The sequence below is a fragment of the Rhizobium pantanalense genome, from assembly GCF_030182525.1.
GTDB lineage: Bacteria > Pseudomonadota > Alphaproteobacteria > Rhizobiales > Rhizobiaceae > Rhizobium.
This window is the reverse complement of the sequence record NZ_JAQJCH010000001.1, coordinates 742,956-768,652: the sequence shown is the minus strand read 5'-3', so window position 1 is coordinate 768,652 and position 25,697 is coordinate 742,956. Positions and strand designations below refer to the sequence as shown.

The window sequence follows — 25,697 nt, the reverse complement described above, 5'->3', positions numbered from 1 at the left end:
CCATGGGAACAGCGGTGGAACTGGTGCCATACGACCCATGCTGGCCAGGGGATTTCGAACGCATCCGCGAAAAGCTCGAACGATTGCTGGCGCCCTATGCCGTGACGATCGAACATATCGGCAGCACATCCATTCCCGGGATTGCCGCAAAACCGCTCATCGATATCGACATCATCCTGCGCGGCTCAGCCGATGTGCCTGCGGCGACCCGGATTCTTCTGGAGCAGAATTACGAACCGCGCGGCAATCGCTATGACGATGATGTTTGGGCCTTCATGCGACGCAACGGCAGACCGCCGGAACGAATTTATCTCTGCCCGCCGAACAATCGGACCCACGAGCGCCGGGTGATCTTTCGCGATTATCTTCGAGCGCATCCTGCAGAAGCGGCAGCTTACGCCGCGCTGAAATTAGAGCTCGCCGGAACGCATCGACATGATGGCGATCGCTACACTGCCGAGAAACGTCATTTCGTCGACGCGATTATCGAAAAGGCAGCCGGCCAGCGGCAGATCTAGGCGCCTGGAGCGGTATCGACCGGCGGAAAATGCATCTGACCGTCGATGACTTCCGTTTCCGGGCGGTCACCGCCGTCGGCATATTCTTCATGCCATTTGCCGCTCTCGTCCTGCCAGCTGATTTCAGCTGAATCTCCCCCGATTTGCTGTTCCGCCGCTACGATCCTGGCGGCCTCCACCGCCTCGGAGTGCGTTGGAAACGCTTCCGAATAAACGTCGCGGAAGCGATAAGCCCACCCACCGTCATGCGGCACGATTTCATAAACGACCTTGACCATTCAGATCCTCCTTCTCATCTGCCAAGACCTTGGAACCGGACGTTGCCGGCGGGATCGCGTGCATCTGAGACGGATTCGAGGATGCCGCGGCATTGTGGTTGGGCAGACCTATCCGCGCAGTATTCCATTAAACTGCGTTAACTGCAAATTTCGCCCTCCTCCCCGCAAGCTTGATGTGCGAAATCCTTGCTTTAGAGTGCGACCGTGAATCGGCGCAAAGGTGGGGAAAGTGATCATAGCGAAATGGTTTAAGCAGGAAAAAAACCTGCTGGTGGCATTGGCGGTTGCTGTTGTCGCCTATGTCGGCGAGCATTCCATATTGGAAATGGGCCAAGGCGCTGCAATGGTCGCCGCCGTGGCATTGATCGCGACGATTGTCCTGGCATCCATGCGCGTCGCCCACCACGCAGAGACACTTGCCGTCAAAGTCGGCGATCCCTACGGCACGATGATCCTGACTCTTTCGGCCGTTGCAGTCGAAGTCATCATCCTCGCCATCATGATGAGCGGCGAGAGTTCGCCGACGCTGGTGCGCGACACGATCTATGCCGCCGTCATGCTCGATATTAACGGCATCCTCGGTCTTGCCGCTCTTCTCGGCGGACTGAAACATGGCGAGCAGCCCTACAATGACGATTCCAGCAAGACCTATGGCGTGATGATCCTGACGGCCATGGGAATTTCGATGATCGTGCCGGAATTCATTCCAGATGCGAAATGGCACTATTATTCTGCCTTCACCATCGTAGCGATGATCGCCCTCTATGCGCTGTTCCTGCGCATGCAGGTGGGCAAGCACAGCTATTTCTTCAGCTACAGCTATCCACGCACCGAGAAGAAACATGCGGCGGCGGAAGAAGATCACGATGAGGAATCCACCACCACCTCGATCGTCACCATCCTGATCGGCGTCGTGCTGATCGGTGTGCTGGCGGAATTCATGTCGGCTTTCATGGATACCGGCCTCAAGGGCACGGGAGCGCCGCCCGCCATTGCCGCCATCGTCGTCGCGGCAATTTCGGCGGCTCCGGAAATCCTGACCGCATTGCGGGCAGCCCTGCGCAACCGCATGCAGGCGACGGTCAATATCGCGATGGGCGCCTCGCTATCGACGGTCATTCTGACGGTGCCCGTCATGGAGGCGATTGCGCTCTATACCGGCCAGCCCTTCATCATGGCCATGTCGCCGGTGCAGACCGTCATGGTGATGATCACGCTGATCGCCGCCGCCATCAACCTCAACGATGGCGAAACCAACGCCATTGAGGGCATGACCCATTTCATTCTCTTCGCCACTTTCATCATGCTGACAGCGCTCGGTCTTTGATTCCGATTTCAATGACTTGCGCCGTCAGGCGGATTCAAATTGCGAAGCGCTTGAATCACTTGATGAAGCCGAAACCGCCTACCTGAAAACGAAAAAGCCCACCATCTCTGGCGGGCTTTCCATGTAAGCTATCGCTGGCCGCTTACTTGCAGGCGCCGCAGAAGCGCTGAATGCGGCGGCAGGCTTCCTCGAGCAACTCTTCCGAAGTCGCATAGGAGATGCGGAAGTTCGGGCCGAGGCCGAAAGCCGAACCGTGGACGACGGCAACGCCTTCCGATTCCAGCAGCTCGGAGACGAAATCCTCATCCGTCTCGATGACCTTGCCGGTCGGAGCCGTCTTGCCGATCAGGCCGGCGCAGGACGGATAGACATAGAAGGCACCTTCCGGAACCGGGCAGGAAATCCCCTTCGCCTGGTTCAGCATCGATACGACGAGATCGCGACGACCTTCGAAGATCTTCTTGTTGCGCGGAATGAAGTCCTGCGGACCGTTCAGCGCCTCGACGGCAGCCCACTGCGCAATCGACGTCGCGCCAGAAGTCTGCTGACCCTGGATCATATCCATCGCCTTGATGAGCTGCAGCGGGCCGGCGGCATAGCCGATACGCCAACCGGTCATCGCGTAAGCCTTCGACACGCCGTTCATCGTCAGCGTGCGGTCATAGAGGCTCGGCTCGACTTCGACCGGTGTGGCGAATTTGAACTCGCCATAGGTCAGGTGCTCATACATGTCGTCGGTCAGGATCCAGACATGCGGATGCTTGACCAGCACGTCCGTCAGCGCCTTCAGTTCCGCATGCGAATAGGCAGCGCCCGACGGGTTGGACGGCGAGTTGAACATGAACCACTTGGTCTTCGGCGTGATCGCCTTTTCGAGGTCAGCAGGCTGAAGCTTGAAGCTGTTGGCCTGCGTCGTCGCGACGAAAACCGGTGTACCGCCGCATAGCGAGACCATTTCCGGGTAGGAAACCCAGTAAGGCGTCGGGATGATGACTTCATCGCCGGGATTCAGCGTCGCCATGAAGGCGTTGAACAGGATCTGCTTGCCGCCTGTGCCGACGATGGTCTGCTCGGGAGCGTATTCCAGATTGTTCTCGCGCTTGAACTTGGCGGCGATCGCCTTGCGCAGTTCTGGAATGCCGGCGACCGGCGTGTACTTCGTCTCGCCACGATTGATCGCGTCAATGGCCGCCGTCTTGATATTATCGGGCGTATCGAAATCCGGCTCACCGGCGCCGAGGCCGATCACGTCGCGTCCTTTTGCTTTCAGCTCGCGCGCTTTCTGGGAAACGGCGATGGTGGCAGAAGGCTTTACACGGGAAAGAGCGTCGGCAAGAAAGGCCATGGTGATCGGTCCTATTCGGTTGAAAATGGCAGAAAGCCTGTGGACCAGATTTCTGCGCTAAGCTCTATGTCGAATATGGGCCGACGTTTCAAGCACAAAGGCGTCACAGTGGCTTTATTTCATGGCTTTCCGGGCCGTTCGCGTTGGCTTTTCTTTTCCGGCTAGAGGCCTGCCCAAAAGACCGCGCGCCGCCTTCGCCAAGGTTGAACCGGCCGCAATCGGCCCCCCCTAGCTCCTCTCAACTTGAATCATCACGCGAAGCCCCTGAATCAGATTCTGAAGACGGCGGAAATTTCCGATATAAATCAGCTACTTCACGAACATCCGATTCTAAGGAAGCAAGCCAAACACCTCCTTACTCGGAAAACGAATCCGCCGACACGCGAGTTCGAAAGACTCGAAAAGCCTCCTTCAGCCGGAAGCGAGAACACAAAGACGTTATCGGCTCCACAACCAACCTTGAATGGCAACTGAACGGTCCCACCTTGCGAAAACAAGACTATTGGGGAGGTCGAACGGATGCGTAGGGCCAAAACAGGATCAGGCAGAAGCGGATTTACGATCGCCGTGATGGTCTGTGCCCTGCTCGCGGGAACACCGGTGCTCGCTGCGCCAGCACAGACCATCAGGACGCAAAAGGTTGATGTCAAAGTCGAGACGGTCGCGATAGGGCTTGAGCACCCTTGGGCGGTGGAAGTGTTGCCGGATGGCGCTTATCTCGTGACCGAGCGGCCCGGCCGCATGCGTCTTGTCCGCGATGGGAAGGCCTTGGCCCCGATATCAGGCGTGCCAGAGGTCTATGCACGCGGCCAGGGTGGCCTGCTCGATGTCGCCCTTGATCCGAAATTCACAAGCAACCGCACCCTCTATTTCACGGCCTCGGTGGCAGGCGATGGCGGAAGCGGCACGGCTGTCTTTCGTGCCAGACTATCGCCGGACGAAACTCGGCTGACCGATGTGAAGCGCATCTTCCTGATGAACAAGCTCTCGCGCGGCAATATCCAGTACGGTTCACGCATCGCGATTGCCCGCGACGGCAGCCTCTTCGTCAGCCTCGGCGACCGTGGCCAACAGGACCGCGCCCAGGATTTTCATGACGACGCCGGCTCCATCATCCATATCGAGGCCGATGGCAGCATCCCTGCCGACAATCCGTTCAAGAATGGCAAGCACGCTTTGCCCGAAATCTGGTCGAAGGGTCACCGCAACCCGCAAGGCATCACCTTCGATAGCGAGACGAACAGGCTCTACACTGCAGAGCACGGCGCCCGGGGCGGCGATGAGATCAACACGCCCGAAGCCGGCAAGAACTACGGCTGGCCGGTCATCTCCTATGGCGTCAATTATAACGGCACGAAAATCGGCATAGGAACCGCCAAAGCGGGTATGGAGCAACCCCGCTTCTATTGGGACCCGTCGATCGCGCCCGGCGCCATCGCCGTCTATCGCGGCAAGATGTTTCCCGAATGGAATGGCGATTTTCTCGTCACGGCGCTGAAGTTCGAGCTGCTTTCACGGCTGAGCCAGGACGGCAAAGGCAAGATCACGGAGCGGGAGCGCATGTTTGACGGCGAATTCGGGCGCTTGCGCGATATTACGGTCGCGCCAGATGGCGCGCTGCTGATCACGACCGATGAAGACAACGGCGCGCTTCTGAGGATTTCGAGAGCCGCGAGCTAGGCTCGGCGCTCCGCCTCGGGCAGCTTTCGGCCTTGCCGCAAGCGAAAGCAACTGCTAACGGTCGGCCTCATTCTTTCCTCCCCTTCCCGCAGGATGCAGATGTCTCGCATACAGGCGAATTTGTTGTTGTTGCTTGCCGCCGCGATCTGGGGCGGCGGTTTCGTTGCGCAATCGACAGCGATGAAGGCGATCGGACCCTTCTGGTTCATCGGCCTCAGATTCGCCGTGGCCACCATGGTCGTCCTGCCTTTCGTGTGGATGGAAAACAGGAAGGCCGCGAAGCCGCTCACGCCTCGCAACTGGCTCTCCTTTCTGCTGATCGGCCTCGCTCTCTTCGGCGGAGCGGCAACGCAGCAGCTCGGCCTTCTGACGACGACGGTCACGAATTCCAGCTTCATCACCGGTCTCTACGTGGTCTTCGTGCCGCTGATCGCCGTTATCTTCCTGCGTCGCCCGCCGCATTGGGTCATCTGGCCAGCGGCATTGATGGCGCTTTGCGGCATCTACCTGCTCTCGGGTGGCTCCTTCTCGCGCCTCACCATCGGCGATTTCCTGACCGTGATCTGCGCGCTCTTCTGGGCCGCGCAAATCACGCTTGCCGGCTCTGCCGTCAACGAGACTGGCCGGCCGCTCGGCATTTCCGCCACCCAGTTTGCCGTCACCGCCGTTCTCGCTCTCGCGGTTGCCGCCGCCATCGAACCGATCAGCATCGCCGATATAAGCGCCGCACTCGGCGAGATCCTCTATGTCGGCATCTTTTCCTCCGGCCTGGCTTTCGCGCTGCAGATCATCGGCCAGCGTTATACGACCGCTCCCCAAGCCGCGATCTTCCTGTCTTCGGAAGCCTTGTTCGGGGCTTCGCTCGGCGCCTTGCTGCTCGGCGAGACTATCGGCCCGCTCGGCTATGCCGGCTGCGCCCTGATGTTTACGGCGATGCTGGCCGTGGAATTGGTGCCGGAATTGACTCGGCGACGCGACGCCACAGCATAAAAAACGCCGGAAATGCGCAGTTTTAGGCGCTTGACGGCATGGCGCGCCAAAATTTTTCGAACAATCGAAAACGGCTGCTCACACCAGCGGATTTGGGGAAATTTCGCCAAAACTATATCGCGAGCGATGCAAAACCCTTAGAAACTTGTTTCGAAGTGGGAAAATTTGCGAATCGCCCTAACATATTCGCGTTACGGTATTGTGCCGGTTGTGCCACGTTAAAAAACTTTTGCTTGCCAATTTCCCATAAACACAGCACTCTCAACAGTGTTCGGGCATTTTTAGAGCATGGGAAGTCCTAATAGAATTGCGAGCCGGAAACGCTAATATTCCGGTCAGCTTGGTCGAGAAGCGGGTGGCAAACATCGCATCGAGATCATGCCGAGTTACGGGGACCTTTTCCTTCAAATTTCGAGAACTGCCTGCAAGCGCCCGTAAGGGCAACACAAGTAATGCTGCCCGTGTGGATGGTGGGCAGAGAGAAAAGGACCTGAGGCATGGCCGAGACTGGCACTGTAAAGTTTTTCAATACCGATAAGGGCTTCGGTTTCATCAAACCGGACAAAGGTGGCGCGGACATCTTTGTACACATTTCTGCAGTTCAGGCTTCTGGTCTGGCAGGATTGTCGGAAAACCAGAAGGTAAGCTTCGACACGGAACCGGATCGCCGCGGCAAGGGGCCGAAGGCCGTCAATCTGCAGATTGCTGGCTAAGACACCTTACGGCTTTCAAATTCGAGTTGAGGCCCGGCAGCAATGCCGGGTTTTGTCATTCAGTCTGCATTCAGTTTGCCACGTATAATTTGCCTCCCATGAAAGGGCGGGAATACTTTTGTCCCGCTTCCGTTAGAGGAAAGGCCAATGACCATACTCGGCAAAACGCTTGTTATGTCCGCCGTCGCGGCGGCATTGACGATCACTTCCATGAGTGCCGCTTCCGCCGACGAATACTGGCGCCATCGTAACCGAGATGGCTGGGCATTCGGGGCCGCCGGGCTCGCAACCGGCCTGATCGTCGGCTCCGCCATTGCCAGCCAACCGCGCTACGTCGAACCGGCCCCTGCCTATGTCGACCCAGGCTACGACGCGCCTCCCCCGGGCTACTACTATCGCCCAGCACCGCGCCGCGTCTATGTCGAGCGCGACGTCAGCTATTATGCGCCAGCGCCGGCATACGGCTTGCGTCCCTGGTCGTCCGCATGGATGCGTTATTGCTACGACCGCTACAGAAGCTTCGATGGCCGCACCGGCACCTATGTCGGCTTTGACGGCATGCGCCATTTCTGCGCGGCCGACTGATTTCAGACGTGCCCCGAACGATAATGCGAGGAACCAAGGCGCCGCTTTCGAGCGGCGCCTGATTGATGCGGAATAGGTCCTATCGGCAAGCGTTCGTCTTTCGGCCTGGATTTGCAGCAGCGTCCCCACATTGCCGTCTCTCGCACACACTGAACGCTCCACCCCTCCTCTGAAACAGCGTCTCTGATAAGAACGCCGGCCTCATTGCACCCAAAACTCTCATCCAGACACTCTGTGATAATGCCCCGCCATGGTCACACTGGCGTTTTACGCGTGTTGCCATCATTTCTGGCCGCGCGAGGAAGCTTTTCAGAGGTTGGAGAATGGGCATCAGGAACTATTTGATCGACGGCGTTTCTGGGGCCGGCAAGACCGCAGTGGCCATAGAGCTACAGCGACGCGGTTATCATGTCATCCATGGCGATCGTGAGTTGGCCTATAAGGGCGATCCGGAAACGGGTGAGCCGCTGGATGCCTCTGCCCTTCACCAGCACATTCCGGATGTGGGCTTCAGGCACAGACATCACCTTTGGGATGTCGGCAAGGTCAAATCCCTCGTCGCCGATCGAAGCCATCCGACCACCTTCTTCTGCGGCGGCTCCAGGAATTTTCATCGCTTTATCGATCTGTTCGATGAGGTCTTCGTGCTCAACGTCGATCTGGACACGCTAAACCGCCGGCTTGCCGCCAGACCGGAAGATGAGTTTGGCGGCAAGCCCGCCGAGCGAGACATCATCATGCGATTGCACGCAACGCAGGAGGACATTCCGAAGAATGCGGTAGGCATCGACGCAACAGCGCCGCTTGCCAGCGTTGTCGACGATATTCTTTCCAGATGCCACGAGAATGCGGGGCAAAAGGCCCGCTGGTAACGCTTTGCCTACAGCCCACGCAGGAAGGGATTGGTGCGACGCTCGTCGCCGATCCGGCTGCCTGGCCCATGGCCGCAGATGAAGCCGACTTCATCGCCAAGCGGGAAAACCTTGTCGCGGATCGATTCCAAAAGCTGCTGGTGATTGCCGCCGGGCAGATCGGTTCTGCCGATCGAGCCGTTGAACAACACATCGCCGAGATGGGCAAAGCCCTGCTTCCGATTGACATAGATGACATGGCCGGGCGCATGGCCGGGGCAATGGAAAACCTCGAATTCATGCTCGCCGAAGGAAACCTTGTCGCCCTCCTTCAGGAAGCGGTCCGGCGTAACGTTGCGCACGCCGCTAATGTTGAACATCTTGCCCTTGGCTTCGATATCCTCCAGCAGGAAGCGATCGTCCTCATGCGGGCCGATCACCTCGATGCCCAATGCCTCACGCACCTCGTCGGCACCGCCGGCATGATCGATATGGCCGTGTGTCAGCCAGATGGCCTTGAGGGTAATGCCGTTCTCGCGCACCGTCTGCAGGATGATATCGACATCGCCGCCCGGGTCGACCACCACGCCTTCCTTGGTCTCCGGATCGAACAGGATGGTGCAGTTCTGTTCGAAAGGGGTCACCGGAATGATGCCGGCCTGGAGCATGCCCATGGAGCGCCTCGTCTGTTTGATCGTCGTACTGCCGGTATAACGGCAAACATCAGACAAAGCAGCCCCCGAAGCTTCAAAGTGGTGCGAACGCGGCAACCGCACCTCAAAATTCGATAATATCCATCTATTTCAAAAGGTTATTCGATATCCCGTCGAACGATAACCTATTGACGTCCGGCAAACCGGAACACTCAGGCACTCGAAACGTTGAAGATAGGTCTTTCAAGACAGAAGGAGAAAACCAATGTCCTTGAAGAGAAATCTGTTGCTGACGGGCTTTGTCCTTCTCGGCAGTGCGGGTCTCGCCCAGGCCGAGATGGCCGCAACCACCGCCACGGATATAGAGGTTCGTTCCGGGCCGGGTGCGGAATTCCCGACCGTTGGTGTCGCCACTCGCGGGTCCGAAGCAACACTCGACGGCTGCGTCGAAGGTAGCCGCTGGTGCCGGGTCGACGTCAACGGCATGCGCGGCTGGGTCTATGCACAATATCTGAGCGTCGAACAGAATGGCACCTCGGTCGTCGTTCAGGACCACCGGGATGATCTAGGCATCCCCACCATCACCTATGAACAAACCGATCCGATCCAGACCGGCAGCGTCCAGCGCGTTCAGCCCGATCCGAGCGACGAATTGTTGGGTCCCGTCGATCAGAGCGGTGGCGATGTAGTCGCAATCACCCCGCCAGAGGAAGTACGGACGTATATCGATGACAATCCGGTGGATACGGTGCAGTTGCGTGGAGATTTGGCGGTTGGCGCCACCGTTCCGCAAAGCGTCGAAGTACACCGTATTCCAAACTACCAATACAGCTACGTCGAGGTAAACCACCAACCCGTATTGGTTGATCCGGGTACACGCCGCATCGTCTACGTCTACCGCTGATTCGCCCCGCAGGATCGCATAAGATGGCGAAATTGACATGCGGCGGGTCGGCCGCATGTCCAAACCGAGGATTTCCCCTGAAATTATTAGGGAATTCTCCCGTTTGAGTTGCCCTTCTATTTCCAGCGATCCGTGCATGATGTAATCCTAATATCGATGAAGGATTATCGCCGCTCCCTGGCATCGATCCGGGACGCCGCGAGAGGGCATCCGGAAGCGTCTCCGGAACTATGGGAGAAGGGCAGTCATGGAAAGTCTAGGGCCTATCATTACGCAATTGATTGCCGGTGCGATCGGTGGCAACGCCGCGAGCGCCGTTTTGAAGCAGGACGGGATCAATCTCATTGCAAGAACGATCGCCGGAGCCGTGGGTGGCCTTGGTGGCGGCCTGATCCTGAACCTGATCGGCAGCGAAGCTCTCACCGGCCTCATCGCGCAAGGCATATCCTCGTTGGTCGCTGGCGGCGTGCTCTCCGCGATCGTCGGTGCCGTTCTCGGCCGCAAGTCGTAACTAGATCGGATCGCACAAGCCGGGCCTACAAACACCCGGCTTGTGCGGATCAACATCGTTTGCGTTTGGCAACAGGCGCATCTTGCCCCTATCTTGAAGCGGATGGCGCGGAAAAGATACCGCTTTCACGATGGTTGCCGCTCGACGCTCGGATATGCGCAACCTTCAGCAAGGGCGCCTGTCTCGCCCCATTGTCCTCGGACAATCTCGCCACCTCAATGCGCGATTGCTATCGGCCATATTTTACCCCTATGCGCGAGTGGCAACGGATTAATATACAGGATATGTTGGAGTTTTTGCGGGACCGCGCTTAATTTCCCGATAGGGCAGCCCGTTCGGGCCGCACGGCATTGTGCGAAAGCGGGCAACGACGTAAAAATGCGTCAATAGAACTGACATATTTTTGCGGAAGTTTCCCGAATGCTCCATAATAGGAAAGGAAATGTCACGGTGCCACGACAGATGAGCCAGAATGCGGCAAAAACGGAGCTGCTGGGCACACCGATGCAGAACGCCGGAAGCATCGATTTCGAGATTATCGAGCTGCTTTTCTTCGCCTACCGTGATTTTGTCTCCGATCCGGACCAGATCCTCGTCAAGAGCGGTTTCGGCCGAGCCCATCATCGTGTCGTCCATTTCGTTAACCGCGAACCCGGCATGACGGTTGCGGACCTTCTGGAAACATTGCAGATCACCAAACAGAGTTTGGCGCGGGTTCTCAAACAATTGATCGATTCGGGTTATATTCGCCAGGTCGCAGGTCCGGAGGACCGGCGGCAACGTAAGCTGTATCCGACGCAAGCCGGCCGGGATCTGGCGCTGGCGCTGGCCGAGCCGCAATCGCGCCGCATTGAAAGGGCATTCGAAGGCGCGTCGGAAGCGACGCGCGAAAGCGTGAAGCGTTTCCTGAGGGGAATGCAGACGGGGAAATGACGGCGATTCAGCCCGCGGCGCCGGTGCGGAGTGCCTCAATGAAATCGATGGGTAGGACAGGATCGAGACGGACCGAATGACGACAAAAGCAGCAATTTCGGATGACGCAGCACATCTTCTGGTGGTGGACGACGACACACGTATCCGTGCTCTCCTCAACCGTTATCTCATGGAGAAAGGTTTTCGCGTCACGTCTGCCGCCGATGGCGCCGAAGCCCGCCGCAAGCTGGAAGGGCTCGACTTCGACCTCATCATCATGGATGTGATGATGCCCGGCGAATCCGGCATCGCGCTGACGTCGAGCCTGCGGGCGATCAAGAACATTCCGATCATCATGTTGACGGCACTGGCTGAAGCCGATTCCCGTATAGCGGGCCTTGAGGCCGGCGCGGACGACTATCTGCCCAAGCCCTTCGACCCGCGCGAGCTGGTGCTGCGCGTCAACAATATCCTTCGTCGCAACGCGCCCGCCGATTCCCCGAAGATCGAGCTCGTGATGTTCGGTCCTTACACGTTTTCGCTCACCCGCAAGGAACTGAAGAAGGCGGCGGAACTCATCCGGCTTACCGACCGCGAGCAGGAAATCATGCTGTTATTTGCCAAGCGCGCCGGCGAAACGATCCCGCGCCATGAACTCATCGGCAGCGATGCCGAAGTGGGCGAGCGAACGATCGATGTGCAGATCAACCGGCTGCGCCGCAAGATTGAAGATGACCCTGCCAACCCTATCTGGCTGCAGACGGTGCGTGGCATCGGCTATCGCCTGAGCATAGACTGAGATCGACGCCCGGGACCAGATTATGGTGACATTCGATTCGATCAGACGCGACCAGGATCACACGCCGTCCAGCGGATTGCGGTGGCTTTCGCGCTGGATGCGTCGCTATATCCTGCCGACCGGCCTCTATGCCCGCTCATTGCTGATCTTCATCCTGCCGATGATCATCCTGCAGGCGGTCGTCACCGTCGTCTTCATGGAGCGCCACTGGCAGATGGTGACTCAGCGCCTGTCGATGGCGACAACGCGCGACATCGCCGCCATCATCACAATCATCCAGACCTATCCGCAGGATGCCGACTATTCCGCCATCACCCAAATGGCACGCCAGAAGCTCGACCTTGCCATTTCGATCGAACCGGGTGGCGAACTGCCGCCGCCCACTGAAAAGCCGTTCTTTTCGATCCTCGACGGCATCCTGAGCGACGAGATCCGCGATCAGATCAACCTGCCCTTCTGGATCGATACGGTCGGCAATTCCAGCCTGGTCGAAATCCGCATCAAACTGCCCGACAAGGTGCTGCGCGTCTTCGCCAAGCGCAGCCAGACTTATGCGTCCAATACCCATATCTTCATTCTGTGGATGGTCGGCACTTCTCTGGTCCTGATCGGTATCGCCGTCCTGTTCCTGCGCGGCCAGATCCGTCCGATCCTTGCTCTCGCCCAGGCGGCGGAAAGCTTCGGCAAAGGACAGCGACTGGAAAACTATTCCCCTCGGGGTGCCGACGAGATACGCCGGGCAGGCCTTGCCTTCATCCTGATGCGCGAGCGTATCGAGCGGCAAATCGAGCAGCGCACTGCAATGCTTTCCGGCGTCAGCCACGATCTGCGCACTGTTCTCACCCGCTTCAAGCTGCAGCTCGCCCTTGTCGGCGACAATCCGGATCTTGCCGGCCTCAGTGAAGATGTGGAGGACATGCAAAGCATGCTCGAGGGCTATATGGCCTTCGCACGCGGCGAGGCCGAAGAAGATGTCGGTCAGTTCAAGCTCAGCGATATCTTCGAGAAGATCCAGCAGGACTTCACACTGCACGGTAAATCCATGAGCTTCTCCATCGACGGTGACGATCAAATCTCCGTCCGGCCAAATGCATTTACCCGCCTGGTGACGAATCTCGCCACCAATGCCCGGCGCTACGCCAACAGCCTTCGCATCGAAGCCAGACACAGCGCCAAATGGCTGACGATCATTTTCGATGATGATGGCCCCGGCATTCCGGCCGCGGCGCGTGATGACGTCTTCAAACCGTTCTTCCGGCTGGATTCGGCCCGCAATCTCGACAAGTCGGGCACAGGCCTCGGCCTTGCCATCGCGCGTGACATCGCCCGCAGCCATGGCGGCAACGTCACCCTTGGCGACAGCCCGCTGGGCGGACTGCGCGCCACTATCCGCATTCCTGCCTGAGGAGGCGCCACATGGCGATCGATATCGATGGCATGCACTGGCTGAATGCGCCGCCGATGTGGGAGGTGAACCAGGGACGATTGTTTGTCCGTTCCGGCGACAAGACCGATTTCTGGCAGGAGACCTATTACGGCTTCCGTCGCGATAACGGTCATTTTCTCGGCACGCCGCGTCGTGGCGATTTCACCACAGCAGTCACCTTTGTCGGCCACTATCGCGAACTTTATGACCAGGCCGGCCTGATGGTCCGCCACGATGCCAGGCACTGGATGAAATGCGGGATCGAATACACAGACGGCAGCAGGCACTTCAGCGTCGTCGTCACTAATGGCAATTCCGATTGGTCGGCCTTCCGGCTTGATCATGAATTCGATGCCATGTCGGCGCGGGTCACGCGCAACGGCGATGCCCTCTTCATCCAGTATCGCACCGACCGGATGAGCGAGTGGCATATGGCAAGACTCGCCTGGTTCGATCCGGCGCTCGAGGAAGTGTCGGTCGGTCCCGCATTCTGCTCGCCGCAACGCGAAGGCTTCGAAGCAGAATTTCTCGATTTCAGCCTGAGCGACCCGCTATCGAGGGACATCCACTGAGGGCACTTCCCTTCAATTGCGAAAGGGGTACCGCTCACATCATCTTCTTGCCGTTCGGCACCGGCTGGGTCACTGCAGCGAGAACGATTGCGCCGGACTCATCCTCGAAACCGAGCGTCAGCACTTCGGAACGCACCGGTCCGATCTGGCGTGGCGGGAAATTGACCACGGCCAGCACCTGCCGGCCAATAAGCGTTTCCGGCGTATAGTGTACGGTGATCTGTGCGGAGGAACGCTTGATGCCGATCTCCGGCCCGAAATCGATCCTGAGCTTGTAAGCTGGCTTGCGCGCTTCCGGAAAAGTCTCCGCTTCGATGATCGTTCCGACGCGGATATCCACCCGCTCGAAATCGCCATAGGTGATCTCTTCCGTCATGCCCTGTCCCCTATCGAAAACCTGGAACGCTTCAGCGTTTCGCAGAACTGCTCAACCGTTCCAGCTCTTGCTTTTACGCAATTCCAGACGGAAAACCGCTATGCACTTTTCCTGAAATTGCTAGCCTGCCAGTTCCTGCGCCCGCTTGCGCGCTGCTTCCAGAGCCGCATCGAACAATGGCTGCATGCCGTCTTCCGCCATTAGCACACCGAGCGCCGCTGCAGTCGTTCCGCCGGGAGAGGTCACGTTCTGGCGCAGCCGCGAAGCGTCGTCGGGAGACTGGTGCAACAATTCACCAGCCCCCGCGACGGTTTCCCGTGCAAGTCGCATGGCGAGGTCCGCCTGCAGGCCGAGTTTCCGGCCCGCCTCCGCCATGCATTCCACGAGATAGAAAACATAAGCCGGGCCGCTGCCGGAAACGGCAGTCACCGAATCGATATCGGCTTCGCCGGGCACCCATTCGACCGGACCGGATACCTTCAACAGGTTCTGGACCAGCTGCCGCTGGCGATCGCTTACGCGCGCATTGGCAAAAGCGCCCGTCACGCCGCGCCCGACCATGGCGGGCGTATTCGGCATGGCGCGCACCATGGCCGCGTCTCCCAGATGCGTCTCAAGCGCAGAGAGCGTCTTGCCGGCCGCGATGGAGACGACGACGGTCGTCTCTCCGACGAGCGGTTTGAATGGCGGCAGAACCGCGTCCATGAGTTGCGGCTTGACGGCGATGAAGAGAACGCCCGCCGTCAAGCCTTTCGGAACTTCGGTGACATGGCTTGCGCCCGCATCCGCAATCATTTTCCGCATCGCTTCGGCCGGATTGGGATCGACGACGATGACCGAAGAGCCCGGCACGCCGTTTTTCAGCCACCCCGTCAGCAATGCGCCACCCATATTGCCCGCGCCGATCAGAACGATCGGTCCGGAGGATGCAAATGCATTGGCGGATTGTTCGCCTGTCATGTCACGCTTCGCCTACCGTTTCGAAAAGTACGGCTTCCATAGCGCGATTTGCATCGAGCCCGGACCATACGACGAATTGGAAAGCCTGATAGTAAGCCTCGCATGTGTCAAGCGCGTTGGAAAGCAGCACTTCCACCTGCCTGTTCGTGGGTTCCGCCCCACCGGACAAGAGCAGCGATTGACGGAAGATGACGATGTCTTCCTGACGCCACAGATCGAAGTGGCCCATCAGCACCTGCCCGTTGATGCAGGACAAGAGCTTGATCACCTCGTTGACGCGCGGGTCCGGAACCTTGACATCGAACGCGCAGGCTATGTGCAGCGCCTCGAATTCCTCCATCCAGGAGAACGAGACGTGATAGTCGGTCCATCGCCCTTCGACGGTCATGGCGATTTCGTCTTCGCCGGACCGTTCGAAAGACCAGTCGTTGTTGGCGGCGACGAATTCGATCATGTCGACCGGATTCGATTGTCGTTCGGCTTCCATTTCCATAAGGCTCATGCAGCACCTTCTTGACCGGATCGGTTGCAGTTTTCCCGTGGCTCGACACTGAAAGAACGCAAACAATTTTACTCCGGAAACATCCTCGGGATGATGTTGAACGGCTGCCAGACTAACGCTTCCACCATGCCCGGGGCTTACCAAGTCCGTTTCGAATCATCATTTAAAATCAGTGTATAGCGGCATGCCCGGCATGCCAGCCCCTGAACGGTGATTTTGGAAACGGCACTGTGGAAAGCTCTTCGGACGCCTATTCAGAAGGGAGTCATAACCGACTCTGGCGATTGGCTTTTTTGCCTATGTCCACAGGTGGAAAAACGGACGGAAATTTTCAGAGGAAAAAGGCACGACAAACGGGTGCCGCGCCGATCAGCAAATAGAAGTCCGGGCTTATTTGCCCTTGGAAGCGAGCTTGGCTTCGAGCGCTTCGATTCTCGCCAGCAGTGCCTCGTTCTCGTCGCGCGCTTTGATCGCCATTTCGCGAACGGCCTCGAATTCCTCGCGCTTGACGATATCCATGCTGTTCAGCCAGCGCTCGGCATGGGCATTGAAGGCGGTCTCGATTTCGCGGCGCACGCCCTGGGCAGCACCGGCGGCATCGGTCATCAGCTTGGCGAATTCATCCAAGATTCGGTTCGGTCCAGTGCTCATGGCAGTCTCCTTGCGGCCGTCGGCCCTCAACGGTCAGGCATCGATATGGGCCAGATAGTGCTGAGGTAGGATTTCCAAGGGGCCGATGCAAGCAAATTGAGATAGGACTGGACAACCGGACTTGCCATCTCGGCGAGATCAACAATCGACTTGACCGTTTCGACAGCGAACGCCATGTTCCGCGCACATTTGGATATTTAGCATGATCCTGCCCCGAAATGGCACGGTGCTTTCGGGAACATGCTGCAACGGGCCTGACGATCTTGCTGACATCCGCCAATCTCGCCGCCATCCTGCCTTTTCCGGATATCGATCCGGTCGCCGTTTCTCTCGGCCCGGTTTCAGTCCATTGGTACGGGCTTGCCTATGTCGCTGGCATTCTGCTCGGCTGGTTCTATGCCAGGCGGCTGGTCGATAACGGCAGGCTCTGGCTGAACGATACAGCACCGATGACGCGCCAGCATCTGGATGACTTCATTCTCTGGGTCGCCTTCGGCATCGTTCTCGGCGGCCGTATCGGCTATATCCTTTTCTACGATCTCGATCCGGTACTGGCCAATCCGATCCGTGCCATCGAAGTCTGGAACGGCGGCATGTCTTTCCACGGTGGATTAATAGGCACCACCATCGCCATGATTTTGTTCGCAAGGCGAAACAAGATTCCCGTCTGGAGCCTGTTCGATATCGTCGCCGCCGTCGCCCCGATCGGGCTTTTCTTCGGCCGCATCGCCAACTTCATCAACGGCGAGCTCTGGGGTCGCGTCACGGATGTTCCCTGGGCGATGGTCTTCTGCAGCCCACATGTGATCGCCGCCCATAACGGCGTATGCCCTGCAGGCCCGGACCCGCGGCACCCGAGTCAGCTTTATGAAGCCGGCATCGAAGGCATCATCCTCTTCCTTATTCTCTTTGTGCTTACGCGCTGGGCGCTGGCGCTGAAGAAACCGGGCACGGTCAGCGGCATTTTTGTCATCGGCTACGCTTTCTCGCGTATTTTTGTCGAATTCTTCCGTCAGCCTGACGAGCAGCTCGGTTATCTGCTCGGCACGAACTGGCTGACGATGGGGATGGTGCTCTCGCTTCCGATGGTGGCGATCGGCCTTTGGGCCGTTATCCGCGCCCGTCAGGCAGCGGCAAGGCAGATGGCTTGAGGTGGAGTTCAATATCGCGTGGTCTTCTCGAAAGACGCTCCTAGTCTGTCTGGGCCACGCATTAGCGAAAGCATAGAATGACGACGGCGCTCGGGGAAAAAATCAAAGCCATTATACGCACCAACGGGCCATTGAGCATCACCGATTATTTTTCGCTGTGTCTCGCTGATCCGGTGCATGGTTACTACAAGACGCGCGAGCCTTTCGGCCAATCCGGCGACTTTGTCACCGCGCCCGAAGTCAGTCAGCTATTCGGTGAGATGATCGGCGTCTTCATGGTGCATGCCTGGCAGCGGCATGGAACCCCTGCCGAAGTGCGTCTTGTCGAAATCGGTCCGGGCCGTGGTACGATGATGTCCGACATGCTGCGCGTCATCGGCAAGCTGGCCCCGCCGCTCTATGATGCCATGACGGTCCATCTCGTCGAAACCAGCGAGCGGCTACAGGGTTTCCAGCGCCAGACCCTCGATGCCTACGGCGCAAAAATCTCCTGGCATACGGATTTCGGCGAGGTGCCTGAAGGTTTCACCCTACTCGCCGCCAACGAACTCTTCGACGCCATCCCCATCCGCCAGTTTGTTCGCACCGCCAACGGCTTCCGAGAGCGCACGGTCGGCCTCGACGCCAACGACGAGCTGAGCTTCACGGCAGGCGTCGCCACGCTCGATCCTGCACTTCTTCCAGAAGGCGGACTGCCGCCGATCGGTACGATTTTCGAAATCGCACCCGCCCGCCAGGCCGTTATGACGACGATATGCGACAGGCTTGCCACTCATGGTGGCACGGCGCTTGCCATCGACTACGGCCACATGGCGACAGGCTTCGGCGATACGCTGCAGGCCGTGCGCATGCATGAATACGATCCGCCGCTGGAACATCCGGGCGAAGCGGATCTCACCAGCCATGTCGATTTCCAGCATCTGGCGCAAACCGCCCTCGCCTCCGGCATGCACATCAACGGCTGCTGTCATCAGGGCGATTTCCTCGTCGGTCTCGGCCTGCTGGAGCGGGCGGCAGCCCTTGGCAGAGACCAGGATGCGGCAACCCAGGAGAACATCCGTGTCGCCGTGGAAAGGCTGGCCGGCGCCGGCGAAGGCAAGATGGGGGAGCTCTTCAAGGTACTGGCGGTCTCCAGCCCGGCGATCGATCTCCTGCCCTTTCGTCCCGTCGGCTGAAACGTGAGCATCGATCCCTACGCATTGACAGTGCGCGCCGGACTGGGCCAACATCCCAGTCAAATCGAACTGCTTCGCCGCGGCTGCGTTATTCATCGCACGACAGGCTGAACCAAGACACCAAGGGACACTGCAGTTGCCGACACCACTTGCAAGCACGCTGCTGAGCGCCGCCGAGGCTGCCGGCATTCGCCATGGTTATTTCACCCGCGCCGGCGGCGTTTCCGAAGGCCTTTATCGCGGGCTGAATGTAGGCTTGGGTTCGCATGACGATCACGAGCACGTGCAGGAAAACCGCCGCCGCGTGGCCGGCTGGTTCGGTCTGCCCGTCGAACGGCTTGCTACCGTGCATCAGATCCATTCGCCCGATGTCGTGACAATCGGCGCCTATTATGATGGAAGCCGGCCGCAGGCCGATGCGATGGTCACGGCGACACCCGGCATCGCAATCGGCGTGCTCGCCGCCGATTGCGGCCCCATCCTTTTTGCCGATCCGGAAAATCGGGTCATTGGCGCCGCTCATGCCGGATGGAAGGGCGCGCTGACCGGTGTGCTGGAAAATACCATCGATGCGATGGTGGCGCTTGGCGCTAGACGTGAAACGATCATTGCCTGCCTCGGCCCGTCCATCAGCCGGGCGAGCTATGAGGTCGGCCCCGAATTCGTCGAGCGCTTCCTCGCCCATGATCCCGATTATGCTAGATATTTCACCCCTTCGGAGCGCGACGGCCATGCCATGTTCGATCTGCCGTCCCTCACGGTCGATCGCCTGCACAAGGCGGGCGTCACCGCCGAAAGCCTGAACCTGTGCACCTATCCGGATCCTGAGCGCTTCTTCTCCTATCGGCGCACGACGCATGCGAAGGAGCCGGATTACGGACGGCAGATTTCCGCCATCGCTATCGGAAAGGCAGCTTGATATGGCCTTGCATTTCGAACGCAGCGAATTCGACGCTCGTCTGGCACGGCTGCTGGCGAGAATGCAGGAAGAAAAGCTCGATGCCATGCTGCTTTTCGCACAAGAGAGCATGTATTGGCTGACGGGCTACGATACGTTCGGCTTTTGCTTTTTCCAGACGCTGGTCGTCAAGGCGGATGGATCTCTGACGCTGATGACGCGCTCGGCCGATCTGCGCCAAGCGCAGCTGACTTCTGTCATCAGCGACATTCGCATATGGGTCGATCGCGTCAACGCCGATCCCACGCTCGATCTCAAGGAGCTGTTGTCCGATCTCGATCTGCTCGGTGCCCGTATCGGTGTCGAGTATGACACTCACGGCATGACGGGCCGCATCGCTCGCCTGCTCGATCATCAGCTTGCAAGCTTCGGACAGATCATCGACGCCTCTTATCTTGTAAGTCGTCTGCGTCTGACGAAGAGCCCGGCGGAAATCGCCCATGTCGAACGTGCCGCCGCGCTGGCCGACGATGCCCTCGACGCAGCCCTGTCCGTGGTCAAGGCCGGCGCGGACGAATCGGATATTCTCGCGGCCATGCAGGGCGCCGTCTTTTCGGGTGGAGGCGATTATCCCGCCAATGCATTCATCATCGGCTCGGGTGCGGAAGCCCTGCTCTGCCGCTACAAGTCCGGTCGCCGCAAGCTCGACGCCAATGACCAGCTGACGCTCGAATGGGCCGGTGTGGATGCGCATTATCACGCCGCCATGATGCGCACGGTCGTCATCGGCACTCCCAGCCATCGCCATCGTGAGCTTTACAGCGCCTGCCTGGAAACCCTGCAGGCGATCGAAACGATCCTGGTGCCGGGACACACCTTCGGTGACGTCTTCGACATGCATGCGAAGATCATGGACGAGCGTGGCCTTGCCCGCCACCGGCTGAACGCCTGCGGCTACTCTCTCGGCGCCCGCTTCTCGCCGTCATGGATGGAGCACGAAATGTTCCATATGGGCAATCCGCTGGAGATCCAGGAGAACATGTCGCTCTTCGTGCATATGATCATCATGGATTCCGACAGCGGCACTGCCATGACTCTCGGACAAACCTATTTAACGACCTCACAGGCGCCAAAAGCCCTTTCCCGCCACCCTCTCGAATTTCTTAACCGTTAGGGGCGTAAGATAGCGATCCTGGACGGTGAGACCGTCGGGAGAAAGGATCGCGTCGATGGGAGTGGTCAGGATAACGTTGACTGTCGCCGGCTTTTGCCTCGCGCTCTCCGCCTGCAATACCACGGACGCCCTGACGCCGCCCGAAGCCATCGGTGATGCCGGCTCCAGCCCCGTCACCCAGCGCGATGTTGAGCGCATGGCTTCGACACCCCAGCGCCGCCAAACCTATCAAAGCGCGCAGGAGAGCTACGGCTATCAGCAGCAGACCTCGCAGCAGGCCTATCAGCCGCAAAACTACGGCGGCAGCGGCACGCTCGACGACCAGGCTTCGGCGTTGAGATCGAACGGCACCAATCCCTATGCGTCGCGCCCGCTCGACGGCTCCCGGACCGCCTCCATCGCTCCGTCTAACAATCAGTTTTCGGAGGCCGACGAACAGCGCGAGGCCGACCGACGCCTGTCGGACGACCCACCGCCACAACAGCAGCAGCAGAGTGCAGGCGGTCCTCAACCGGAACAGCAGCAGCCGGATCAACAGGCGTCGCTACCGCCCACGGTCGCGGCGGGCGGCAACAGCGTCCGCTTCCTTCCGATCATCGGCGCTCCCGTGGAAGCCGTCACTCCGCTGTCGCGCCAACTTGGTGCCGACGCCCGTTCGCTTGGCTTGACGATCAAGAGCTCAAGCGATGCCAGTGCCGCCTATATTCTCAAAGGCTATCTTTCCGCCTTTGAAGACGGCCCGCAGATTTCCGTGACCTACGTTTGGGATGTGCTTGATAGTAATGGCAACCGCGTCCACCGCATCCAGGGTTCAGAAAGCGCGCCTCTGAAGCGTGGCGACCCCTGGTCGGCCGTTCCTCCAACGGTCATGCAGAAAATTGCCACCAAAACCATGTCGGAATTCAATTCCTGGCGCGAATCCAACGGTGGATAGCTAAAAGCTTTTCAGAAATATGAAGCTAACGTGTCTCTCCCTCTTGCATTCGAGAGCAAGGCGGTTAAAAGCGCGGCTATCAGGTTGGTAATAGGCGGGCCACAATGAAGGTTTTCGCAGGCAATTCGAACCGGCATCTTGCCGAAGCGATCTGCAATTATCTCAACGTTCCCTTGGGAAGAGCTAGCGTCCGTCGGTTCGCCGACCAAGAGATTTTCGTAGAGATCCAGGAAAACGTACGCGGCGAGGATGTGTTCCTCGTGCAGCCGACGTCGTTTCCGACCAACGATCATCTTATGGAACTGCTGATCATGATCGATGCGATGCGCCGCTCGTCGGCACGGCGCATAACCGCGGTCATCCCCTATTTCGGCTATGCCCGCCAGGATCGTCGCGCCTCGGGGCGCACGCCGATCTCGGCCAAGCTGGTGGCCAATCTGATCACCGAGGCCGGCGCCGACCGCGTGCTGACCCTCGACCTGCACGCCGGCCAGATCCAGGGTTTCTTTGATATCCCCACGGACAATCTCTATGCGGTTCCGATCCTGACGCGCGATATCAAGGCGAATTACGATATCGGTAACGTGATGGTGGTCTCGCCCGATGTCGGCGGTGTCGTGCGCGCCCGCGCCTTGGCAAAACGTCTCGACTGTCTGCTGGCCATCGTGGACAAACGCCGAGACCGCCCGGGTGAGTCCGAAGTGATGAACATCATCGGCGAAGTGGCCGGGAAGGATTGCATCCTGATCGACGATATCGTCGATTCCGGCGGCACGCTTTGCAATGCTGCAGAAGCACTGCTCGCACAAGGTGCGGCAAGCGTTACCGCCTATATCACTCATGGCGTTCTCTCCGGCGGCGCGGTGACCCGCGTGGCAAATTCGAAACTGAAGGAACTGGTAATTACCGATTCCATCCAGCCGACGACCGCCGTGCTTTCGGCGCCGAATATCCGCGTTATCACGACGGCGACCCTCATCGGCGAAGCCATCAACCGCACCAGCCAGGAAGAATCGGTTTCAAGCCTGTTTGACTGAGCCTTGGGGCCGCCTCAAGTGGCCTTTGCTCCCGCAGGATGCGCCTGTTTCCATGCGAGCAGGCCAATGCCCAACAGCCCCGAGATGAAGACGGCCGCGCCTGATCCCATGATCGAGGGCCCGATGCCAAACGCTGCGAACAGGGTCGGCGACATCAGGTAAGCCAAAAGCAGTCCGGTGAAGATCGCGCACATCAATAGACGATAGACCTGCGCCAGACGATGCGGCTCGCTGCGCGTCTGCATCAGATGCAGCGTGGCAAGGTTCTCGAAGGGACCGTTGATCGCCGCAAAGCAGGCAACGATCATCAGCCCGATCCGATTATGCATCAGCGGCAGCAGGAAAACGCCGGATCCGAAAATGAGCTTCGCCACGATGATCCAGACCACCGGCCGGCGCGGCTTGACGCTGCCGAGGATCAGGTTGGTGGTCAGATTGCCGACGCCGTATGCCGTCATCATCAGGCTGTAGTCGGTCAACGGGTTGGCGCTGGTTTCGCGCAAGTGCAGGATCATGCCGAGCAGGATGCCCATCGCCCAGGCAACGTTTCCCATCAGGTTGGTGAAGAGGCCATAGAGGATTGCCGCATGGCCCCGCGCTGCGCGCCACCCGCCAAGAACGCCGTCCACCACAGCCGCCATTCCGGAGAAATCCCGACGCCGCGGCGGCGTCGGAAGTCTCGCTACCGCCAGCCACACGGCAAGCGCCGACAATATGAAGGTAGCAGCCGTGACCGTGAAAAACTGAGATTTCGGCAGGAGCCCGTTCACGAGCGCGATCAGGCTCGGACCGAGAATACGCGCCATGCGGCGGGTGGCATCGAACAAGCCGTTGGTCGCATGCCGGACTTCGGCATCGACGGCAATCACCGGCAGAGTCGCCTGTAGCGACGGATCGAATGTCGATGTCAACAACGCGATGCTTCCGGCAAGCACGATCAACAGCGGCAGGCTCATCAGATGCAGAAGGCCTGCCAGGGACAGCATCAGCAATAGAGCGGCGCGCAGCAGATCGGCCGTGATCATCGTCGTGCTGTGCCGCCAGCGATCCGTGACGATGCCGCCGAACAAGCTGCCGAACAGCAGCGCCCCGGACTGCAATGCGGAGACATATCCCGCATCGCTGCCGATGAAGTCGGCTGCAATCCAGACGACTGCGACCATATAGAACTCGGAGCCTGTAGCCGCCAGCACCTGGCCGGCCCATAAGAGAGAGATCGAGCGCTGGCTCAGCGGCTTCAGGACAAACATGATCGCATTCTGATTTCGGAGTGGCTTATTTCATGACCTGCCCGTTGACCGTCACGTGACCGTCGTCGGAAAGGTCGATATCCCAGCGCGAGCGTCCATCGGCATCCGTCTTGGCAAAGCCCTTGGCCATCATCAGGCCAAAGGAGAGCTGAGACAGATCCTCCTTGGTCTTTGCGGCCTCCTGGATGGCGGCAATCGTCTTGTCGAGATCTCGGGCAAGAACCGTCATCTTCATAGCGACGCGGTCCTTTTCGGTCAGCCAGCCGCGCATACTGCCCGACGCCTCGACATCATAAAGACTCGAAACGGCGCTGATCTTCGGGAAGTTGATGGTCATCGTCCCGTCGGGGAACATGGCCTTCTGCAGCTTCTCGTCTAGGGCTTTATCGCTCTCCGGGTTCTTCAAATCGGCTTGCTGGAACACATCCGCCAGAGCGGAGAAATTCAGGTTCGGCACCTGTACCTGTATATCGGCCGTATCGGGAATGAAGGCGACATAGTCTTCAGGGATCAGGCCCGTTTCCAGGGCAAGCTTCTCGGCATTCAGGCCGAAATCGGCGTTCATGGCATTGGCTGGCCCGGCTACCTTGAAGAAATAGCCCATCTTCTGCAGGCCGCCATTGCCGAATGGCGTCGTGACCGCAATGTCCTTGATCGCGACGGACTCCTCGAAGGAGCCGACAATCGGCATAGCATCCATCAGCAAGGACTTGACCGCCTTGCTGTCGGCATCGGAAAGCGTCTTCTCATCCTTGTGTTCGGAGACGAACTGCAACAGGGCATTCACCGCCTTCAACGGTAGTCTGGTCGCGCCAGCGTTGAAGTCGATCGCCGCGATCTTGATTTCCCCGAGCGTCGCATCGTCGGCCGAGATCTTGTCGTAGAGCGATTGCAGGCTGCCGTTCATCTTGAGATCGAGCCTGCCCGGCTCACCGCTGTCAGCCGATGATAGCGTATAGACGATGCTGTCGGCCGTGACGTCATTCTTCTGGACGCTTTTATCTTCGTCGGTGGTCTTCGTCGTAAAGGTGATGCCGGTACCCTTCATATCCATCGAACGCAGATAATGAAGGGCCGGATCGAAAACACCCTGGAACGTCGATGACGCCAAGGCATAGCGAAATTCGCTCTCGGGGCTGCTGCCAGGCTTGGACTTCGCCGTGATATCGAAGGCATTGTTGCCTTCGATGTTCCAGAGGCCGCTATCGAGAGGCGTCGCCAGCATCATCAATGGCTTGAGGCCGCTGATGGCGAAATCGCTCACGTTCAACTTGTCGAGCAGCTTCTGCACATCATAGGTGACTTCATAGTGCGTGCTGACCGGCTTGATCGAAATCGCACCGCTCTTGGCGATATCATCAGGCAGGAAATAGGTCAGATTGCCGTAGAGATCCTTGGCACCTTGCTCGCTGACGTCAGCCGCCTGCACAAGGCCGGCCACGCCGGCAGCGAGAACAGCCGCCGTGGCAACCGCTTTGAAACGCATAATTCACCCCCAAATATGATGGAAAAGAAACGTGGAAAT

28 protein-coding genes are annotated in these 25,697 nt (G+C 58.9%); 19 read left to right on the top strand and 9 right to left on the bottom strand.

Annotation, left to right across the window (positions count from 1 at the left end):
- Window positions 1-2: 2 nt before the first annotated feature.
- The gene (locus PH558_RS03675; protein WP_095435383.1) at window positions 3-518 is read left to right on the top strand and encodes a GrpB family protein; all 516 of its coding nucleotides are present in this window, start codon (window positions 3-5) and stop codon (window positions 516-518) included.
- On the opposite strand, the gene PH558_RS03670 is transcribed toward PH558_RS03675, so the two are convergent.
- Window positions 515-796, bottom strand: a complete 282-nt coding sequence (locus PH558_RS03670) for a DUF2188 domain-containing protein (protein ID WP_092711617.1) — start codon at window positions 794-796, stop codon at window positions 515-517. The genes PH558_RS03675 and PH558_RS03670 overlap by 4 nt on opposite strands.
- 229 nt (window positions 797-1,025) lie before the next feature.
- On the opposite strand from PH558_RS03670, the gene PH558_RS03665 reads away from it, so the two are divergent.
- Window positions 1,026-2,123, top strand: a complete 1,098-nt coding sequence (locus PH558_RS03665; protein ID WP_285202232.1) for a calcium:cation antiporter — start codon at window positions 1,026-1,028, stop codon at window positions 2,121-2,123.
- Between the two features lie 142 nt (window positions 2,124-2,265).
- On the opposite strand, the gene PH558_RS03660 is transcribed toward PH558_RS03665, so the two are convergent.
- Window positions 2,266-3,468 (bottom strand): pyridoxal phosphate-dependent aminotransferase, encoded by a 1,203-nt coding sequence (locus PH558_RS03660; RefSeq protein ID WP_285202230.1) that lies wholly within the window; start codon window positions 3,466-3,468, stop codon window positions 2,266-2,268.
- Between the two features lie 519 nt (window positions 3,469-3,987).
- On the opposite strand from PH558_RS03660, the gene PH558_RS03655 reads away from it, so the two are divergent.
- The 5 genes from PH558_RS03655 to PH558_RS03635 all read left to right on the top strand — a co-directional run bounded on the left by PH558_RS03655 (window position 3,988) and on the right by PH558_RS03635 (window position 8,308).
- On the top strand, window positions 3,988-5,148 hold the full coding sequence (locus PH558_RS03655) for a PQQ-dependent sugar dehydrogenase (protein WP_483314116.1): 1,161 nt from the start codon (window positions 3,988-3,990) through the stop codon (window positions 5,146-5,148).
- Between the two features lie 99 nt (window positions 5,149-5,247).
- A complete protein-coding gene (locus PH558_RS03650) occupies window positions 5,248-6,138 on the top strand; it encodes a DMT family transporter (protein WP_285202229.1) in 891 nt (296 codons plus the stop codon).
- A 497-nt stretch (window positions 6,139-6,635) separates the two neighbouring features.
- Window positions 6,636-6,851, top strand: a complete 216-nt coding sequence (locus PH558_RS03645; protein WP_004116423.1) for a cold-shock protein — start codon at window positions 6,636-6,638, stop codon at window positions 6,849-6,851.
- 147 nt (window positions 6,852-6,998) lie between these two features.
- Window positions 6,999-7,436, top strand: coding sequence for a BA14K family protein (locus PH558_RS03640; RefSeq protein ID WP_285202227.1), 438 nt, complete (start codon window positions 6,999-7,001; stop codon window positions 7,434-7,436).
- Window positions 7,437-7,759: 323 nt separating this feature from the next.
- The gene (locus PH558_RS03635; RefSeq protein ID WP_285202226.1) at window positions 7,760-8,308 is read left to right on the top strand and encodes a DEAD/DEAH box helicase family protein; all 549 of its coding nucleotides are present in this window, start codon (window positions 7,760-7,762) and stop codon (window positions 8,306-8,308) included.
- 8 nt (window positions 8,309-8,316) lie between these two features.
- On the opposite strand, the gene PH558_RS03630 is transcribed toward PH558_RS03635, so the two are convergent.
- A complete protein-coding gene (locus PH558_RS03630) occupies window positions 8,317-8,961 on the bottom strand; it encodes an MBL fold metallo-hydrolase (RefSeq protein ID WP_015340593.1) in 645 nt (214 codons plus the stop codon).
- A gap of 244 nt (window positions 8,962-9,205) precedes the next feature.
- Between PH558_RS03630 and PH558_RS03625 the strand changes: the two genes are divergently transcribed.
- The 6 genes from PH558_RS03625 to PH558_RS03600 all read left to right on the top strand — a co-directional run bounded on the left by PH558_RS03625 (window position 9,206) and on the right by PH558_RS03600 (window position 14,064).
- Entirely contained in the window at window positions 9,206-9,844 is a 639-nt protein-coding gene (locus PH558_RS03625) for a DUF1236 domain-containing protein (RefSeq protein WP_095435388.1), read from the top strand.
- Between the two features lie 247 nt (window positions 9,845-10,091).
- Entirely contained in the window at window positions 10,092-10,355 is a 264-nt protein-coding gene (locus tag PH558_RS03620; protein WP_092711633.1) for a hypothetical protein, read from the top strand.
- A 462-nt stretch (window positions 10,356-10,817) separates the two neighbouring features.
- Window positions 10,818-11,288, top strand: coding sequence for a MarR family winged helix-turn-helix transcriptional regulator (locus tag PH558_RS03615; protein WP_173004631.1), 471 nt, complete (start codon window positions 10,818-10,820; stop codon window positions 11,286-11,288).
- Between the two features lie 76 nt (window positions 11,289-11,364).
- On the top strand, window positions 11,365-12,066 hold the full coding sequence (locus PH558_RS03610) for a response regulator (RefSeq protein ID WP_095435389.1): 702 nt from the start codon (window positions 11,365-11,367) through the stop codon (window positions 12,064-12,066).
- Between the two features lie 22 nt (window positions 12,067-12,088).
- Window positions 12,089-13,471: an ATP-binding protein gene (locus PH558_RS03605; RefSeq protein WP_285202224.1), complete on the top strand. Its 1,383-nt coding sequence runs from the start codon at window positions 12,089-12,091 to the stop codon at window positions 13,469-13,471.
- A gap of 11 nt (window positions 13,472-13,482) precedes the next feature.
- Window positions 13,483-14,064, top strand: coding sequence for a DUF1349 domain-containing protein (locus PH558_RS03600; protein ID WP_285202223.1), 582 nt, complete (start codon window positions 13,483-13,485; stop codon window positions 14,062-14,064).
- Between the two features lie 34 nt (window positions 14,065-14,098).
- Here the strand turns inward: PH558_RS03600 and PH558_RS03595 are convergent, their stop codons facing one another.
- The 4 genes from PH558_RS03595 to PH558_RS03580 form a co-directional block, all read right to left on the bottom strand.
- A complete protein-coding gene (locus PH558_RS03595; RefSeq protein ID WP_069612649.1) occupies window positions 14,099-14,440 on the bottom strand; it encodes a tRNA-binding protein in 342 nt (113 codons plus the stop codon).
- Window positions 14,441-14,560: 120 nt separating this feature from the next.
- The gene (gene proC, locus PH558_RS03590) at window positions 14,561-15,400 is read right to left on the bottom strand and encodes a pyrroline-5-carboxylate reductase (RefSeq protein ID WP_285202222.1); all 840 of its coding nucleotides are present in this window, start codon (window positions 15,398-15,400) and stop codon (window positions 14,561-14,563) included.
- Window position 15,401: 1 nt separating this feature from the next.
- Complete coding sequence (locus tag PH558_RS03585) at window positions 15,402-15,902, bottom strand: type III secretion system chaperone family protein (RefSeq protein WP_069612651.1); 501 nt, start codon at window positions 15,900-15,902, stop codon at window positions 15,402-15,404.
- 390 nt (window positions 15,903-16,292) lie between these two features.
- A complete protein-coding gene (locus PH558_RS03580) occupies window positions 16,293-16,553 on the bottom strand; it encodes an accessory factor UbiK family protein (RefSeq protein WP_069612652.1) in 261 nt (86 codons plus the stop codon).
- Between the two features lie 263 nt (window positions 16,554-16,816).
- Here PH558_RS03580 and lgt point away from each other — a divergent pair, with 263 nt between their 5' ends.
- The 6 genes from lgt (at window position 16,817) to PH558_RS03550 (ending at window position 22,922) form a co-directional block, all read left to right on the top strand.
- On the top strand, window positions 16,817-17,704 hold the full coding sequence (gene lgt, locus PH558_RS03575; RefSeq protein ID WP_095436315.1) for a prolipoprotein diacylglyceryl transferase: 888 nt from the start codon (window positions 16,817-16,819) through the stop codon (window positions 17,702-17,704).
- Window positions 17,705-17,781: 77 nt separating this feature from the next.
- Entirely contained in the window at window positions 17,782-18,879 is a 1,098-nt protein-coding gene (locus tag PH558_RS03570) for a class I SAM-dependent methyltransferase (protein ID WP_285202221.1), read from the top strand.
- 136 nt (window positions 18,880-19,015) lie between these two features.
- Window positions 19,016-19,798 (top strand): peptidoglycan editing factor PgeF, encoded by a 783-nt coding sequence (pgeF, locus tag PH558_RS03565; protein ID WP_113230295.1) that lies wholly within the window; start codon window positions 19,016-19,018, stop codon window positions 19,796-19,798.
- A 1-nt stretch (window position 19,799) separates the two neighbouring features.
- Window positions 19,800-20,951, top strand: coding sequence for a M24 family metallopeptidase (locus tag PH558_RS03560; RefSeq protein WP_285202220.1), 1,152 nt, complete (start codon window positions 19,800-19,802; stop codon window positions 20,949-20,951).
- A gap of 55 nt (window positions 20,952-21,006) precedes the next feature.
- Window positions 21,007-21,885, top strand: coding sequence for a hypothetical protein (locus tag PH558_RS03555; RefSeq protein WP_285202219.1), 879 nt, complete (start codon window positions 21,007-21,009; stop codon window positions 21,883-21,885).
- A 104-nt stretch (window positions 21,886-21,989) separates the two neighbouring features.
- Window positions 21,990-22,922, top strand: coding sequence for a ribose-phosphate pyrophosphokinase (locus PH558_RS03550; RefSeq protein WP_069612657.1), 933 nt, complete (start codon window positions 21,990-21,992; stop codon window positions 22,920-22,922).
- A 14-nt stretch (window positions 22,923-22,936) separates the two neighbouring features.
- Here PH558_RS03550 and PH558_RS03545 read toward each other — a convergent pair whose 3' ends face one another.
- Both PH558_RS03545 and PH558_RS03540 read right to left on the bottom strand, forming a co-directional pair.
- On the bottom strand, window positions 22,937-24,172 hold the full coding sequence (locus PH558_RS03545; RefSeq protein ID WP_095435398.1) for an MFS transporter: 1,236 nt from the start codon (window positions 24,170-24,172) through the stop codon (window positions 22,937-22,939).
- 25 nt (window positions 24,173-24,197) lie between these two features.
- Window positions 24,198-25,658, bottom strand: a complete 1,461-nt coding sequence (locus tag PH558_RS03540) for a hypothetical protein (protein ID WP_285202218.1) — start codon at window positions 25,656-25,658, stop codon at window positions 24,198-24,200.
- Window positions 25,659-25,697: the final 39 nt, after the last annotated feature.